The sequence below is a fragment of the Acidovorax sp. GW821-FHT09A11 genome, assembly GCF_059418365.1.
This window is the reverse complement of the sequence record NZ_JBWKPS010000001.1, coordinates 97,560-113,306: the sequence shown is the minus strand read 5'-3', so window position 1 is coordinate 113,306 and position 15,747 is coordinate 97,560. Positions and strand designations below refer to the sequence as shown.

At 68.9% G+C, this 15,747-nt stretch carries 12 protein-coding genes; all 12 read left to right on the top strand.

Annotated features, from left to right (window positions below):
* Positions 1 to 2: 2 nt before the first annotated feature.
* The 12 genes from mmsA to AC07PV_RS00465 all read left to right on the top strand — a co-directional run bounded on the left by mmsA (position 3) and on the right by AC07PV_RS00465 (position 15,713).
* Complete coding sequence (gene mmsA, locus AC07PV_RS00520; protein ID WP_492253410.1) at positions 3 to 1,640, top strand: multiple monosaccharide ABC transporter ATP-binding protein; 1,638 nt, start codon at positions 3 to 5, stop codon at positions 1,638 to 1,640.
* Between the two features lie 5 nt (positions 1,641 to 1,645).
* The gene (mmsB, locus tag AC07PV_RS00515) at positions 1,646 to 2,875 is read left to right on the top strand and encodes a multiple monosaccharide ABC transporter permease (RefSeq protein ID WP_494629063.1); all 1,230 of its coding nucleotides are present in this window, start codon (positions 1,646 to 1,648) and stop codon (positions 2,873 to 2,875) included.
* 243 nt (positions 2,876 to 3,118) lie between these two features.
* Complete coding sequence (locus AC07PV_RS00510; RefSeq protein WP_494629061.1) at positions 3,119 to 4,645, top strand: sugar ABC transporter ATP-binding protein; 1,527 nt, start codon at positions 3,119 to 3,121, stop codon at positions 4,643 to 4,645.
* Complete coding sequence (locus AC07PV_RS00505) at positions 4,638 to 5,690, top strand: ABC transporter permease (RefSeq protein ID WP_494629060.1); 1,053 nt, start codon at positions 4,638 to 4,640, stop codon at positions 5,688 to 5,690. Before AC07PV_RS00510 ends, AC07PV_RS00505 begins: the two co-directional genes overlap by 8 nt.
* A complete protein-coding gene (yjfF, locus tag AC07PV_RS00500) occupies positions 5,687 to 6,739 on the top strand; it encodes a galactofuranose ABC transporter, permease protein YjfF (protein ID WP_494629059.1) in 1,053 nt (350 codons plus the stop codon). Before AC07PV_RS00505 ends, yjfF begins: the two co-directional genes overlap by 4 nt.
* Before the next feature lie 35 nt (positions 6,740 to 6,774).
* Complete coding sequence (locus AC07PV_RS00495) at positions 6,775 to 8,508, top strand: IlvD/Edd family dehydratase (protein WP_494629057.1); 1,734 nt, start codon at positions 6,775 to 6,777, stop codon at positions 8,506 to 8,508.
* A 109-nt stretch (positions 8,509 to 8,617) separates the two neighbouring features.
* On the top strand, positions 8,618 to 9,556 hold the full coding sequence (locus AC07PV_RS00490; RefSeq protein WP_494629055.1) for a dihydrodipicolinate synthase family protein: 939 nt from the start codon (positions 8,618 to 8,620) through the stop codon (positions 9,554 to 9,556).
* Positions 9,557 to 9,563: 7 nt separating this feature from the next.
* Positions 9,564 to 10,610, top strand: coding sequence for a 2-dehydro-3-deoxygalactonokinase (locus AC07PV_RS00485; RefSeq protein WP_494629054.1), 1,047 nt, complete (start codon positions 9,564 to 9,566; stop codon positions 10,608 to 10,610).
* Positions 10,607 to 11,296: a 2-dehydro-3-deoxy-6-phosphogalactonate aldolase gene (locus AC07PV_RS00480; RefSeq protein WP_218341010.1), complete on the top strand. Its 690-nt coding sequence runs from the start codon at positions 10,607 to 10,609 to the stop codon at positions 11,294 to 11,296. The genes AC07PV_RS00485 and AC07PV_RS00480 overlap by 4 nt, the downstream gene beginning before the upstream one ends.
* Positions 11,293 to 12,441, top strand: coding sequence for a galactonate dehydratase (gene dgoD / locus AC07PV_RS00475; RefSeq protein ID WP_218341009.1), 1,149 nt, complete (start codon positions 11,293 to 11,295; stop codon positions 12,439 to 12,441). The genes AC07PV_RS00480 and dgoD overlap by 4 nt, the downstream gene beginning before the upstream one ends.
* Before the next feature lie 96 nt (positions 12,442 to 12,537).
* Positions 12,538 to 13,359: a hypothetical protein gene (locus AC07PV_RS00470; protein WP_494629052.1), complete on the top strand. Its 822-nt coding sequence runs from the start codon at positions 12,538 to 12,540 to the stop codon at positions 13,357 to 13,359.
* The gene (locus tag AC07PV_RS00465) at positions 13,356 to 15,713 is read left to right on the top strand and encodes an ATP-dependent DNA helicase (protein ID WP_494629051.1); all 2,358 of its coding nucleotides are present in this window, start codon (positions 13,356 to 13,358) and stop codon (positions 15,711 to 15,713) included. The genes AC07PV_RS00470 and AC07PV_RS00465 overlap by 4 nt, the downstream gene beginning before the upstream one ends.
* Positions 15,714 to 15,747 lie beyond the last annotated feature (34 nt).

Here is a 15,747-nt window from a genome sequence, read left to right as displayed (position 1 = left end):
CCATGCTTCTTGAAATGCGGGACATCCGCAAAACCTTCCCCGGGGTGGTGGCGCTGAACCAGGTCAACCTGCAGGTGCAGGCCGGGGAGATCCATGCCATCGTCGGCGAAAACGGGGCGGGCAAATCCACGCTGATGAAGGTGCTGTCGGGTGTCTACCCACACGGCAGCTACAGCGGCCAGATCCTGTTCGACGGGCAGGAGCGTCAGTTCTCCGGCATCCGCGACAGCGAGCACCTGGGCATCATCATCATTCACCAGGAGTTGGCGCTGGTACCGCTGCTCTCGATCGCCGAAAACATCTTCCTGGGCAACGAGACCGCGCGCCACGGCGTCATCGACTGGATGGCCGCGCACAGCCGCGCCCAGGCGCTGCTGCACAAGGTGGGCCTGCGCGAGTCGCCCGACACACCGGTGGGCCAGCTGGGCGTGGGCAAGCAGCAGCTGGTGGAGATTGCCAAGGCGCTGTCGCGCAAGGTGCGCCTGCTGATCCTGGACGAGCCCACTGCCAGCCTCAACGAGAACGACAGCCAGGCCCTGCTGGACCTGCTGCTGGAGCTGAAAGCCCAGGGCATCACCTGCATCCTGATCTCGCACAAGCTCAACGAGATCTCGCGGGTGGCCGATGCCATCACCGTGCTGCGCGACGGCAGCACCGTGCAGATGCTGGACTGCCGCGAAGGCCCGGTGAGCGAGGACCGCGTGATCCAGGCCATGGTGGGCCGCGAGATGAGCGATCGCTACCCCCAGCGCCAGCCGCAGATCGGCGGCATCGTTTTTGAAGTGCGCGACTGGCGTGCCCACCACCCTCAGCACGGCGACCGCGAGCACCTCAAGGGGATCGACCTGAACGTGCGGCGCGGCGAGATCGTCGGTATTGCGGGACTGATGGGCGCGGGCCGGACCGAGCTGGCCATGAGCATCTTTGGCCGGTCCTGGGGCCAGCGCATCAGCGGCGAGGTGCGGCTGCACGGCAAGGCCATCGACGTGGGCACCGTGGAAAAGGCCGTGCGCCACGGCCTGGCCTATGTGACCGAAGACCGCAAGGGCAATGGCCTGGTGCTGAACGAAGACATCCAGTTCAACACCTCCCTGGCGCATCTGGAAGGTGTTTCGTTCGCCACCGTGATCGACAGCGGCCGCGAGCACCGGGTGGCGCAGGACTACCGCGAGAAGCTGCGCATCCGCTGCTCGGGGGTGGACCAGAAGACGCTGAACCTTTCGGGCGGCAACCAGCAGAAGGTGGTGCTGGGCAAATGGCTCTTCACCAACCCCGAGGTGCTTATCCTGGACGAGCCCACGCGCGGCATCGACGTGGGCGCCAAGTACGAGATCTACACCCTCATCGCCCAGCTGGCGGCCGAGGGCAAGTGCGTGATCGTGATCTCTTCCGAAATGCCCGAGCTGCTGGGCATCACGGACCGCATCTACGTGATGAACGAGGGCCGCTTTGTGGCCGAGATGCCCACCGCCGAAGCCTCCCAGGAAAAGATCATGCGTGCAATAGTCAATGCTCCCCCTGAGTCGCTTCGCGCCTTCCCCCTCAAGGGGGACGCCGCCAGCGCGGCGGGGCGGCCCTTGCGCGGCGGCTCTGGCATGGGCAGCGCCGGTCTCAAGGGCAGCGGACAACGCAACGGATAACTGAAATGAGCCAGATGACCCCCTCCCCCACCGCCACGCTCGCCAGCGCACCCGCCGAGGCACCGGCCCACCACGACAAGCCGCTGCTGGAGCACATCAAGCACAACTTCCGTGAGTACGGCATGCTGATCACGCTGGTGGCCATCATGGGCTTCTTCCAGTACATGACGGACGGCACGCTGATGCAGCCGCTCAACCTCACCAACCTGGTGCTGCAGAACAGCTACATCGTCATCATGGCGCTGGGCATGCTGCTGGTCATCGTGGCCGGGCACATCGACCTGTCGGTGGGCTCGGTGTGTGGATTCATCGGCGCGCTGGCAGCGGTGCTGATGGTCGAATACAACTGGCATTTCGTACCCGCCACGCTGGTGTGCCTGCTCTGCGGCGGGCTCATCGGTGCGGTGCAGGGCGGGTTCGTGGCCTTCTCGCGCATTCCGTCCTTCATCGTCACGCTGGCGGGCATGCTGGTGTTCAAGGGCCTGGCGCTGGCGCTGCTGGCAGGCCAGTCGGTGGGGCCATTCCCCTCGGCGTTCCAGATGCTCAGCTCGGGCTTCATTCCCGACCTGTTCAACGTGGAGGGGCTGCGCCTGACCTCGCTGCTGCTGGGCGCCGCCGTGGCCGCTGCCCTGGCCGTGAGCGGCCTGCGCGAACGCGCCAACCGCCTGCGGCACGGTGTGCGCGCCGAACCCGCCGGCCTGTTCATCGCGCGCACGGTGGTGTTTGGCGCCCTGCTGGTGTACTTCAGCTACCTCATGGCGTCATACAAGGGGCTGCCCAACGTGCTCATCGTGATGGCGCTGCTGATCGTGCTGTTCGACTTCGTCACCAGCCGCACCACCATTGGCCGCCGCATCTACGCCATGGGGGGCAACGAAAAGGCCGCCAGGCTTTCGGGCATCAAGACCGAGCGGCTCACGCTGTATGCCTTCATCAACATGGGCGTGCTCGCGGCCCTGGCCGGACTGGTGTTTGCAGCGCGGCTCAACACCGCCACGCCCAAGGCGGGCCTGGGTTTTGAGCTGGACGTGATTGCGGCGTGTTTCATCGGCGGCGCATCGGCCTCGGGCGGCGTGGGCAAGGTCATGGGCGCGGTCATCGGCGCCTTCGTGATGGGGGTGATGAACAACGGCATGTCCATCCTGGGCATCGGCATCGACTACCAGCAGGTCATCAAGGGCGTGGTGCTGCTGGCGGCGGTTTTGGTCGACGTGTACAACAAAAACAAGGCCTGAAATGAAGCCCCCCCTGAGTCGCTTCGCGCCTCCGTGCGTCCGCCAGAGTCGGCCGCTCTTCGGGCACGTCCAAGCCTGCGCAGGCAGGCTTGGAGCCGCGGCCCTCAGCCCCTCTCTCAGTTTGCTTCGCAATCTGGGAGGGGGACGCCCCCAGCGCGGCGGGGCGGCCCTTGCGCGGGGGCACTGGCCTGCGCCGCGCCTGCTTTGCGGACTGTGCGGACAGCAACGACCGTTTGGAGCACCATGAGCAGCCCATCCCAAACTCCCGTGCTGCAGCTCGCGGGCATCCACAAGCAATTCGCGGGCATCCCCGTGCTGCGCGACGTGCAGCTCAACCTGTACCCGGGCGAGATTCATGCCCTCATGGGCCAGAACGGCGCGGGCAAGTCCACGCTGATCAAGGTGCTCACCGGGGTGCTCGAAGCCAGCGGCGGCCAGATGCGCCTGGCCGGCCAGGCGGTGTGGCCCGATTCGCCGCTGGCAGCCCAGCGCCTGGGCATCAGCACGGTGTACCAGGAGGTCAACCTCTGCCCCAACCTGTCGGTGGCCGAGAACATCTTCGCCGGGCGCTACCCGCGCTGCGGCATCGCCCAGGGCTTTCGCATCGACTGGGCCACGCTGCACCAGCACGCGCGCGACCTCGTGGCGCGCATCGGCCTGTCCATCGACGTCACGCGCCTGCTCTCGGACTACCCGGTTGCCGTGCAGCAGCTGGTGGCCATTGCCCGCGCGCTGAGCATCGAGGCCAAGGTGCTGATCCTGGACGAGCCCACCTCCAGCCTGGACGACGACGAGGTGCAAAAGCTCTTCGAGGTGCTGCGCCGCCTGCGTGGCGAGGGCCTGTCCATCGTGTTCGTGACGCACTTTTTGAACCAGGTATACGCCGTGTCGGACCGCATCACGGTGCTGCGCAACGGCGCCTGGGTGGGCGAATGGGCGGCGGCCGACCTGCCGGCGCAGGCGCTGATCAATGCCATGCTGGGGCGCGAGCTGGCCGCGCAGTCCACCGAACCGCCTGTTTCGCCGCAGTTCGATGGCGCAAGCACTGCCCTGCTGCAGGCCGAGGGCCTGGGCCAGAGCGGCCAGTTGCAGCCCATGGACCTCAAGGTACGGGCCGGCGAGGTGGTGGGACTGGCGGGCCTGCTGGGCTCGGGCCGCACCGAACTGGCGCGCCTGCTGTTCGGCCTGCAGGTGCCCGACCGCGGCGTGCTGCGCATCGACGGCAAGGCAGTGGCCTTCGCCAACCCCATGGACGCGATCCGCGAGGGCCTGGCCCTGTGCCCCGAGGAGCGCAAGACCGATGGCATCGTGGCCGAGCTCTCGGTGCGCGAGAACATCGCGCTGGCACTGCAGGCGCGCATGGGCATGGGGCGCTTTCTGTCGCGCGCCGAGCAGACGGCGATCGCCGAGCGCTACGTCAAGCTCCTGGGCATCAAGACCAGCAGCGTGGACACGCCCATCGCGCTGCTCTCGGGCGGCAACCAGCAAAAGGCGATCCTGGCGCGCTGGATGGCCATCGAGCCGCGCCTGTTGATCCTGGACGAGCCCACGCGCGGCATCGACGTGGCCGCCAAGCAGGAAATCATGGAGCAGATCCTGCGCCTGGCCCAGGCCGGCATGGCCGTGGTCTTCATCTCCTCCGAAATGAGCGAGGTGGTGCGCGTGGCGCACCGCATCGTGGTGCTGCGTGACCGCCGCAAGGTCGGCGAGCTGCCCGCCGGCAGCAGCGAAGAAGCCGTGTACGAACTGATTGCCTCCGAAAATGCCTGACGCACCCACCCCTTCCCTGTTTGCCGCCGCGCTGCGCCACCGGCTCACTTGGCCGCTGGTCACGCTGGCCCTGCTGCTGGCCGTGAACACGGCGTTCAACGCCAGCTTCCTGCACATCGAGTGGCGCGACGGCCACCTCTACGGCAGCCTGGTCGACATCCTCAACCGCGCGGCACCGCTGGCGCTGGTGTCACTGGGCATGACCATGGTGATCGCCACGCGCGGCATCGACATCTCGGTGGGTGCGGTGGTGGCCATCGCCGCCGCCGTGGGTGCCTGGATGATCGGCGGCTCGGTCTCGGGCACCGAAAGCCGCTTTCCCCTGCCGCTGGCAATGGCCGGCGCCATCGGCGCGGCACTGCTGTGCGGGCTGTGGAACGGCCTGCTGGTGGCCAAGGTGGGCATGCAGCCCATCATCGCCACGCTGATCCTCATGGTGGCGGGCCGGGGCATCGCCCAGCTGATCACCGACGGGCAGATCATCACCATCTACTACGCGCCCTTCTTCTTCCTGGGCGGGGGCTACCTGCTGGGCCTGCCGTTCTCGCTGTTCGTGCTGGCCGCGGTGTTCGCCGGCCTGTACCTGGCGGTCACGCGCACGGCGCTGGGCCTGTTCATCCAGGCGGTGGGCATCAACCCGACGGCGGCACGCGTGGCCGGCGTGCAGTCGCGCCGCCTGGTCGTCGCGGCCTACGCCTTCTGCGGCGTGTGCGCGGGCATCGCGGGCCTGCTGATCAGCTCCAACGTGAAGAGCGCCGACGCCAACAACGCCGGCCAGATGCTGGAGCTCGACGCCATCCTGGCCGTCACGCTGGGTGGCACGGCGCTGACCGGCGGGCGCTTCAGCATGGTGGGCAGCGTGATCGGCGCGCTCATCATCCAGACGCTGACCTACGCCATCTATTCGCTGGGCGTGCCGCCCGAGATCAACCTGGTGGTCAAGGCCGTGGTGGTGTTCGTCGTGATGCTGCTGCAGTCGCCCGACTTCCGCGCCCAGGTGGGCGCCCTGGTGCGCCGCCCCGCGGCCGGGGGAGCGCTGTCATGAGCGGCGGACACAGCCCCGCCCTGGATGCGGCGCCCAGCGCCACGCCCACCACCGCACCAGCACGCCCAACCATCCCTGCCCGCATGCGCCTGAACCCCAAGTACCTGCCGCTGGCGGCCACCATCGCGCTGTTCCTGGCCATGGCCACGGCGGGCTCGGTGCTCTACACCGGCTTCTTCTCGGCCCAGGTGTTCCTCAACCTGCTGATCGACAACGCCTTTCTGATCATCGTCGCGGTGGGCATGACCTTCGTGATCCTCTCGGGCGGCATCGACCTGTCGGTGGGCTCGGTGGTGGCGCTGACCACCATGGTGCTGGCCAGCCTGGTGGAGCACCACCACTGGAGCCCGCTCACCGCCATCCCGCTGGTGCTGCTCATGGGCACGGTGTTCGGGGCCTTCATGGGCTTTCTGATCGAGCGCTTTCGGCTGCAGCCCTTCATCGTGACGCTGGCCGGCATGTTCCTCGCGCGCGGCCTGTGCTACCTGATCAGCATCGATTCGATCAGCATGGCCGACGAGGCGTATTCCGAGATGGCGCAGTGGCGCCTGGAACTGTGGGAGGGCGCGTCGCTCTCGCTGGGCGCACTGATCGCCATGGCGGTGCTGCTGGCCGCCATCTTCGTCGCGCACTGCACGCCCTTCGGCCGCAATGTGTATGCCGTGGGCGGCAACGAGCATTCGGCCGTGCTCATGGGCCTGCCGGTGCGCGCCACGGTGATCGGCGTGTACACGCTCTCGGGCTTCTGCTCGGCCCTGGCCGGCGTGGTGTTCACCTTCTACATGCTCTCGGGCTACGGCCTGCACGCCACGGGCATGGAACTCGACGCCATCGCCGCCGTGGTCATCGGCGGCACCCTGCTCACGGGCGGCGTGGGCTATGTGGCCGGCACGCTGTTCGGTGTGCTGATGCTCGGAATCATCCAGACCCTGATCTCCTTCGACGGCACGCTCAGCTCGTGGTGGACGCGCATCGTCGTCGGCGTGCTGCTCTTCGTCTTCTGCCTGCTGCAGCGCCTGCTCACGCACCGCAGCGGCAAGCCTTCCTGAATTCCACGAATCACCTCTCCCAGAACCACAACAGCATGACCTCCTCCCCGCGCAAGCTCCGCTCCGCCGAATGGTTCGGCACCGCCGACAAGAACGGCTTCATGTACCGCAGCTGGATGAAGAACCAGGGCATCCCCGACCATGAGTTCGACGGCCGCCCCATCATCGGCATCTGCAACACCTGGTCCGAGCTCACGCCCTGCAACGCCCACTTCCGCAAGATCGCCGAGCATGTCAAGCGCGGCATCTACGAGGCGGGGGGCTTTCCGGTCGAGTTCCCGGTGTTCTCCAACGGCGAGTCCAACCTGCGCCCCACGGCCATGCTCACGCGCAACCTGGCCAGCATGGACGTGGAGGAATCCATCCGCGGCAACCCCATCGATGCCGTGGTGCTGCTGGTGGGCTGCGACAAGACCACCCCTGCCCTGCTGATGGGCGCGGCCAGCTGCGACGTGCCGGCCATCGTGGTCACGGGCGGGCCCATGCTCAACGGCAAGCTCGAAGGCAAGGACATCGGCTCGGGCACGGCCGTGTGGCGGCTGCACGAATCGCTGAAGGCGGGTGAAATCAACGAACACCAGTTCTTCGCGGCGGAAGCGGGCATGTCCCGCTCGGCCGGTACCTGCAACACGATGGGCACGGCCTCCACCATGGCCTGCATGGCCGAGGCGCTGGGCACCTCGCTGCCGCACAACGCGGCCATACCGGCCGTGGACGCGCGCCGCTACGTGCTGGCCCACATGTCAGGCCGGCGCATCGTGGAGATGGCGCACGAAGGGCTCACGCTGTCCAAGATCCTCACGCGCGAGGCGTTCGAGAACGCCATCCGCACCAATGCCGCCATCGGCGGCTCGACCAACGCCGTGATCCACCTCAAGGCCATTGCCGGGCGCATCGGCGTGCAGCTCGACCTGGAGGACTGGACGCGCATCGGCCGTGGCACCCCCACCCTGGTGGACCTGCAGCCCTCGGGCCGCTTCCTGATGGAGGAGTTCTACTACGCGGGCGGCCTGCCCGCCGTGCTGCGCCGCCTGGGCGAAAACGACCTGCTGCCCCACCCCGGCGCGCTCACCGTCAATGGCAAGAGCCTGTGGGACAACGTGCGCGAGGCACCCCAGTACAACGACGAGGTGATCCGCCCCCTGGACAACCCCTTGATCGCCGACGGCGGCATCTGCATCCTGCGCGGCAACCTGTCGCCTCGTGGCGCGGTGCTCAAGCCCTCGGCCGCGTCGCCCGAACTGCTCAAGCACCGGGGCCGCGCCGTGGTGTTCGAGAACCTGGAGCACTACAAGGAGCGCATCGTCGACGAGGACCTGGACATCGACGCCAGCTGCGTGATGGTGATGAAAAACTGCGGCCCCAAGGGCTACCCCGGCATGGCCGAGGTGGGCAACATGGGCCTGCCGCCCAAGCTGCTGCGCCAGGGCGTGAAGGACATGGTGCGCATCTCCGACGCACGCATGAGCGGCACGGCCTACGGGACCGTGGTGCTGCACGTGGCGCCCGAGGCCGCCGCGGGCGGCCCGCTGGCCGCCGTGCGCGACGGCGACTTCATCGAGCTCGACTGCGAGCAGGGCCGCCTGCACCTGGACATCAGCGACGAGGAACTGGCGGCACGCCTGGCCGCATTGGCGGGCACCGACAACGGCGGGCGCGGCGGTTACCAGCGCCTGTATGTGGACCATGTACTGCAGGCGGACGATGGCTGCGACTTCGACTTCCTCGTCGGCTGCCGTGGCGCCGCCGTCCCTCGCCACTCTCACTGATGCCGGCGGCTAACCAGCTCGTTGGAATGCTACATATTTCATAGCAATTAGCGCTTGATAGACAAGCGCCAGAGCCGTATTCCACTCAAATCTCCACCTTTCCTCCGCCATGCCAGCCACACATTCCCTCCAGAACCCTCGCCACCGAGGCATCTTCCCCGTGGTGCCCACCACCTTCCACGAAGACGGCACGCTCGACCTCGACAGCCAGAAGCGCTGCCTTGACTTCATGATCGATGCCGGCGTGGACGGCGTCTGCATCCTGGCCAACTTCTCCGAGCAGTTCTCGCTGTCCGACGCCGAGCGCGAAGTCATCACCCGCACATCGCTGGAGCATGTGGCAGGCCGTGTGCCGGTCATCGTCACCACCACCCACTACGGCACCCGCGTGTGCGCCGAGCGCAGCCGCGCCGCGCAGGACATGGGCGCCGCCATGGTGATGATCATGCCGCCCTACCACGGCGCCACCTTCCGCGTGCCCGAGGCGCAGATTTACGAGTTCTATGCCCGCGTGTCCGATGCGATCGGCATCCCGATCATGGTGCAGGACGCGCCCGCCAGCGGCACCGTGCTGTCGGCCCCGTTCCTCGCGCGCATGGCGCAGGAGATCGAGCACCTGGCCTACTTCAAGATCGAGGTGCCCGGCGCCGCCAGCAAGCTGCGCGAGCTGATCCGCCTGGGCGGTGCGGCCATCGAAGGCCCATGGGACGGCGAAGAGGCCATCACCCTGCTGGCCGACCTGGATGCCGGTGCCACCGGCGCGATGACGGGCGGCGCCTTCCCCGACGGCATCCGCCCCATCATCGAAGCCCACCGCCAGGGCGACATGGACCAGGCCTTCGCGCTCTACCAGCGCTGGCTGCCGCTCATCAACCACGAGAACCGCCAGGGCGGCATCCTCACCGCAAAGGCACTCATGAAGGAAGGCGGCGTGATCGCCTGCGAGGCCGGCCGCCACCCCTTCCCGGCCATGCACCCTGAAGTACGCAGGGGCCTCATCGACATCGCGCGCCGGCTGGACCCGCTGGTGCTGCGCTGGGGCCGATAGGCACGCCATGGCCCACACCGCCAACCTCCCGGACACCCGCCTGATCGCCCTGGACTGGGGCACCAGCTCGCTGCGCGCCTTTCGCCTGGGTGCCCACGGGAAGGTGCTGGAGCAACGCAGCCGCCCCTGGGGCATCATGAACCTGCCCCCGGCACCCGCGGGCCAGGCCGATGCCGAGCCCGGCGCGGCTTTCGAGCGTGCCTTGCAAGACGCCTGCGGCGACTGGCTGGCCACCCTGCCCTCGGTGCCGGTGCTGGCCTGCGGCATGGTGGGCAGCGCCCAGGGCTGGCGCGAAGCCCAATACCTGGACACCCCCACCTCGCTGGACGACCTCGCGCGCGGGCTGACCGTGGTGCAGCGTGGCAACGGCGCACCCTTGCACATCGTGCCCGGGCTGCTGCAGCGCTCCGGCCTGCCCAATGTGATGCGCGGCGAAGAGACGCAGGTGCTGGGCGTGCTGGCCGATGCCGCCCTGGCGGGCCAAGGCCCGCTGCTCGTGGGCCTGCCGGGCACGCACAGCAAGTGGGTGGTGGCGCAGAGAGACGGCACCCGGCGCAGCATCGATCGGTTCCACACCTTCATGACGGGCGAAGTGTTTGCCGTACTGCGCGGCCACACCATCCTGGGCCGGACGATGCAGGCCCCGGCCGATCCCGACGACGCCGCATTCGCGCAAGGCCTGCAGGTGGCGCGCGGCAGCGATGCCGCCCCGGGCCTGCTGTCGCACATCTTCAGCACGCGCACGCTGGGCCTGACCGGCGCACTGCCCGCCACGGCACAGGCGGACTACCTGTCGGGCATCCTCATCGGGCACGAGATCGCCAGCCTGGCGCGCCTGCACCCGCCCACTGGCGCCGCCCCCATCCCGCTGGTGCTGTGCGGCGAGGCCGACCTGTGCCGCCGCTACGCCATCGCCCTGCAGGCCTGCGGCTTCGCGCCGCCCACTATTGCCGCCCAAGCCACGGTCACTGGCTTGTGGCAGATCGCGCTGGCAGCCGGGCTGGTTACCCCTGGCGCACAGCAAACACCATCCCCCAGGAGCCAAGCCGCATGAACCCCATCGACAAGAACCTCTTCAACACCATGCAGCACTGCGGCCTGATCGCCATCCTGCGCGGCGTGCAGCCCCATGAGGTGGTGGCCATTGGCCATGCGCTGTACGACGCGGGGTTTCGCATCATCGAGGTGCCGCTCAACTCCCCCGAGCCCCTGGCCAGCATCCGCGCGCTGCGCGACGCGCTGCCCGCCGACTGCCTGGTGGGCGCAGGCACGGTGCTCACGCCCGAGGCCTGTGCCGATGTGGCGGCGGCAGGCGGGCAGATCATCGTCATGCCCCACAGTGACCCCCAAGTGATCCGCACCGCACGCGCGGCCGGCATGGCCTGCGCGCCCGGCGTGGCCACGCTGACCGAGGCCTATGCCGCGCTGGCGGCGGGCGCCAACATGCTCAAGCTCTTTCCGGCCGAAGCCCTGCCCCCGCATGTGCTCAAGGCCTGGCGCGCCGTGATCACCCCGCCCATGGCGCTGGTGCCCGTGGGCGGCATCGTGCCCGAGGCCATTGCCACCTACGCGGCCGCCGGGGCCAGCGGCTTCGGCCTGGGCTCGGCCCTCTACCGTCCGGGGGACACTGCGCCCGACGTGGCTCGCCAGGCCGCGGCCTTCATGCAGGCCTGGCGCGGCGCCTACGGCGGCGCGTCCTCCGCCGCCTCTTCCATTTCCGCTTTGCATCCTGCCCCATGAAGATCACCCGACTGACCACATTCCTGGTGCCACCACGCTGGTGCTTCCTGAAAATCGAGACCGACGAAGGCATCGTCGGCTGGGGCGAGCCCGTGCTCGAAGGCCGGGCCCACACCGTGGCCGCCGCCGTCGAGGAACTGGGCGACTACCTGATCGGCAAGGACCCGCGCCACATCGAGGACCACTGGACGGTGCTCTACCGCGGCGGTTTCTACCGCGGCGGCGGCATCCACATGAGTGCGCTGGCGGGCATCGACCAGGCGCTGTGGGACATCAAGGGCAAGGCCCTGGGCGTGCCCGTGTCCGAGCTGCTGGGCGGCTGCGTGCGCGAGCGCATCAAGGTCTACAGCTGGATCGGCGGCGACCGGCCCAGCGAGACCGCCGCGGCGGCCAAGGCCGCCGTGGAGCGCGGCTTCACCGCGGTGAAGATGAACGGCACCGAGGAAATGCAATACGTGGACAGCTTCGACAAGGTCGAGAAATGCCTGCAGAACGTGGCCGCCGTGCGCGAGGCGGTGGGGCCCAACGTGGGCATCGGCGTGGACTTCCATGGCCGCGTGCACAAGCCCATGGCCAAGGTGCTGTTCAAGGAGCTCGAACCCTACAGGCTGATGTTCATCGAGGAGCCCGTGCTCAGCGAGCACTACGAGGCCCTGAAGGAGCTGGCGCACCTCTCGTCCACCCCCATCGCACTGGGCGAGCGGCTGTACTCGCGCTGGGACTTCAAGCGCGTGCTGTCCGAGGGCTATGTGGACATCATCCAGCCCGACCCCTCGCACTCGGGCGGCATCACCGAGACGCGCAAGATCGCCACCATGGCCGAGGCCTACGACGTGGCCCTGGCCCTGCACTGCCCCCTGGGGCCGATCGCGCTGGCGGCCAACCTGCAGCTCGACGGCGTCTGCTACAACGCCTTCATCCAGGAGCAGAGCCTGGGCATCCACTACAACGCCAGCAACGACCTGCTCGACTACGTGTCCAACGGCGAGGTGTTCGCGTACGAGGACGGCATGGTGGCCATTCCCCAGGGCCCGGGCCTGGGCATTGAGGTCAACGAGGCGTATGTGCGCGAACGCGCGTCCGAAGGCCACCGCTGGCGCAACCCCGTGTGGCGCCACCGCGACGGCAGCTTCGCCGAATGGTGACGGGCCGCATGCCGGCCGGGGTGTACCGAGCGTCCGGAAAGCAGGTGGCGTCCGGGCAGAACACTGTAATTACAATCAGTGTTTTATCCTTGTGCCATGACACCGCTCACCCTCACCCGCTTTCACCGCGCGCGCCTGATGCAGATCTGGCGTTCGGCGGGCTGGCCGTGCAAGGATGCGCTGGAAATCGACCTGCTGGCCGCGCAGCTGGTGGTGCTGCACACCTCGCCCGAAGGCTGCGAGACGCTGCGCCTGACCGAGGAAGGTATCCGCACCCTGGCACAGGCGCGCCAGCGTGGCGCGCGGGCGTTGAGCGCGCACGACCGCCTGGGCCAGAAGTTTGCCGGGCACCTGCTGGCCTCGGGCCGCATCGTCTGGCGTGAGCTGTCGCTGCGCGCCGTGATCGACGGGGCTGTGCCCGAAGCCCCTGCCCCCATCCCGGCCACCAGCAGCCCGCTGTGGAGCGAAGACACGCCCGCCAGCCGCACCGCAGCCAACGTCTGGCGCATGGCGCGGCCGGACCTGTTCTCGGTGCGCAATACCAGCGTGCCGGCCTACCTGCAGCCCATGGTGCACGAGATCAAGTACAGCCGATCCGACCTGCTCTCGGACCTGCGCCACGATGCCAAGCGCCAAGCCTACCAGTGGCTGTGCGAGGAATGCTACTACGTGTTCCCGGCCGGCGTGGCTGAGGCCGACGAGATTCCCGAGCACTTCGGCATCTGGGTGCTGCATGGCGGGCTGGACGATGGCCGCTTCGAGCTCTTGCGCCCCGCGCGCCATGCGAGCTGCACCCTGCCCTTCGCGGTGTGGATGGCCCTGTGCAAGGCCACGCCGCTGCGCGGCGAGGACGAGACGGCGCAGGCCCACCTGGGCGAGCCCGGTGCTGGCGAACTGCCTCCCGCGGACATGCCATGACCTACACCGTGGCGGTGCGCGAGCTGTGCGAGTTCACCGCCAAGCAGGGCGACCTGGACCTGCGCTTCACGCCCGCCCCCACGGCGCTGGAAGGCATGGCCGGCCATGCGGTGGCCGCCGCGCGCCGGGGCGCGGGCTACCGCGCCGAGGTGGCGCTGGCCGGCAGCTACAAGGGCCTGCGCGTGCGCGGCCGGGCCGATGGCTTCGACCCCGAGCATGGCCGGCTCGACGAGGTCAAGACCTTCAAGGGTCGGCTCGACCGCCAGCCCGCCTCGCACCGCGCGCTGCACTGGGCCCAGGCGCGCATCTACGGCTGGCTGCTGTGCGCGCAGGAAGGCCTGGCCCACATCGACCTGGCGCTGGTCTACTTCGACATCGGCAGCCAGCAGGAGACGGTGTTCACCGAACACCATGCCGCCTCCGAGCTGCAGCGGCATTTCGAGGCGCAGTGCGAGCGCTTCATCGCCTGGGCCGAGGCGCAGGTGGCGCACCGCGCCGCGCGCGACGCGGCGCTCACGGCACTGGCCTTCCCGTTCGGCGGCTTTCGCACCGGCCAGCGCCCCCTGGCGGAAGCCGTCTACAAGGCCGCCTCCGCTGGCCGCTGCCTGCTGGCCCAGGCGCCCACGGGCATCGGCAAGACCATGGGCACCCTGTTCCCGCTGCTCAAGGCGGTGCCCGCGCAGCGGCTGGACAAGGTGTTCTTCCTCGCCGCCAAGACCTCGGGGCGGCAGACGGCCCTGGACACCCTCTCGCGCCTGTGCGGCAGCGCCCCCGCCCTGCCGCTGCGCGTGCTGGAACTGGTGGCGCGCGACAAGGCCTGCGAGCACCCCGACAAGGCCTGCCACGGCGAATCCTGCCCGCTGGCCCAGGGCTTCTACGACCGCCTCCCCGCCGCACGCGCCGCCGCGCTGCAGCCATCGGCCGGCGGCGCGGATCAGCGGGTGGCACTGCACCAGGCGCGCGTGCGCGAGGCCGCCCTGCAGCACCAGGTCTGCACCTACTACCTGAGCCAGGAGCTGGCGCGCTGGGCCGACGTGGTGGTGGGCGACTACAACTACTACTTCGACATGGGCGGGCTGCTGCACGGCCTGGCCCAGGCCAATGGCTGGCGCGCGGCGCTGCTGGTGGACGAGGCGCACAACCTCGTCGAGCGAGGCCGCAAGATGTACACCGCCGAGCTGCGCCCCGCCGCGCTGGCCGAGGCCCGCCGCAGCACCACCGCCGCGCGCCATGCCCCCGTGAAGAAGGCTCTGGACAAGGTGCGCCGCTGCTGGGTGGCGCTGGACAAGGCGCAAACCGGCGGCTATGCCGTGCTGGAGGCTTTCCCCGACAAGCTGCTGGCCGCGCTGCAGCAGTGCGGCAGCACGCTCACCGAACACTTCGCCGACCAGCCGGCGCAGCCCGATCCGGCGCTGCAGGCCTTCTACTTCGATGCCCTGCACGTGGTGCGCATGGCCGAGCTGCTGGATGCGCATTCGCTGGTGGACATCACGCGGCCCGCTGCGGCCCCGGGCGGCAAGGCACCCACGCCGGGCGAATCGCTGGTCTGCATCCGCAACGTGGTGCCCGCGCCCTTCCTGCGGCCCCGGCTGGAAGCAGCACACACCAGCACGCTCTTCTCGGCCACGCTGCAGCCCGCGCGCTACTACGCCGATTTGCTGGGGCTGCCCGCCGGGCATTGCTGGATCGATGTCGAGTCCCCGTTCCAGGCCGCGCAACTGCAGGTGCGGGTGGCACGGCACATCTCCACCCGCTACGCGGACCGGGGCGCGTCGCTGCCTCCCATCGTGGCGCTGATGGCGCGGCAGTTCCACGCGCGGCCGGGCAACTACCTCGCGTTCTTCAGCAGCTACGACTACCTGCAGCAGGCGGCGGCGCTGTTTGCGCAATGCCACCCCGAGGTACCCCACTGGTGCCAGTCGCGCCGCATGCTGGAAGCGGAGCAGCGGCAGTTCCTCGATCGCTTCACCGACACCAGCCAGGGCATCGCCTTCGCGGTGCTGGGCGGCGCCTTCGCCGAGGGCATCGACCTGCCGGGCCAGCGCCTCATCGGCGCCTTCCTGGCCACGCTGGGCCTGCCCCAGGTCAACCCCGTCAACGAGCAGATCCGCCAGCGCATGCAAACCCTGTTCGGGGCGGGCTACGACTACACCTATCTTTACCCCGGCCTGCAGAAGGTGGTGCAGGCGGCCGGGCGCGTGATCCGCACCCCCACCGACGAGGGCGTGGTGCACCTGATGGACGACCGCTATGGCCGGGACGCCGTGCAAGCGCTGCTGCCAGGCTGGTGGGTGTGCGGGGCGCCCCGCCGCGCCGGGTTGGACGCCGCCCACGCGGGCAATGCAAAGACTTGATCCCGGTCAAGCCCCGGCGGCCTCCGCGCGGCTC